Below are 217 nucleotides of genomic sequence, written 5' to 3'. Positions count from 1 at the left end.
AGTACTTCTTCGTGTTCATGGCGCTGTTCGTGGTGCTGTTCGCGGCCTCGGGCATCGGCAACGGCTCGACCTTCCGTACCGTGGGCTTCGTGTTCGACAAGGATGAGCGTGGCCCGGTGCTGGGCTGGACCTCGGCGGTGGCAGCCTACGGTGCGTTCATCGCGCCGGTGGTGATCGGCGGCCAGATCAAGGCCGGCTCGCCCGAGAACGCGATGTA

1 pseudogene is annotated in these 217 nt (G+C 65.4%); it reads left to right on the top strand.

Annotation, left to right across the window (positions count from 1 at the left end):
- Positions 1-217 (top strand): annotated as a pseudogene (locus ACNKW1_RS15780) (antiporter); the annotation flags it as partial.

This window comes from Thauera sp. WH-2, assembly GCF_048321015.1.
In the GTDB taxonomy this organism is placed as follows: Bacteria; Pseudomonadota; Gammaproteobacteria; order Burkholderiales; family Rhodocyclaceae; genus Thauera.
The sequence above is the reverse complement of the archived record's forward strand: the minus strand, read 5'-3'. Positions and strand labels throughout refer to the sequence as shown.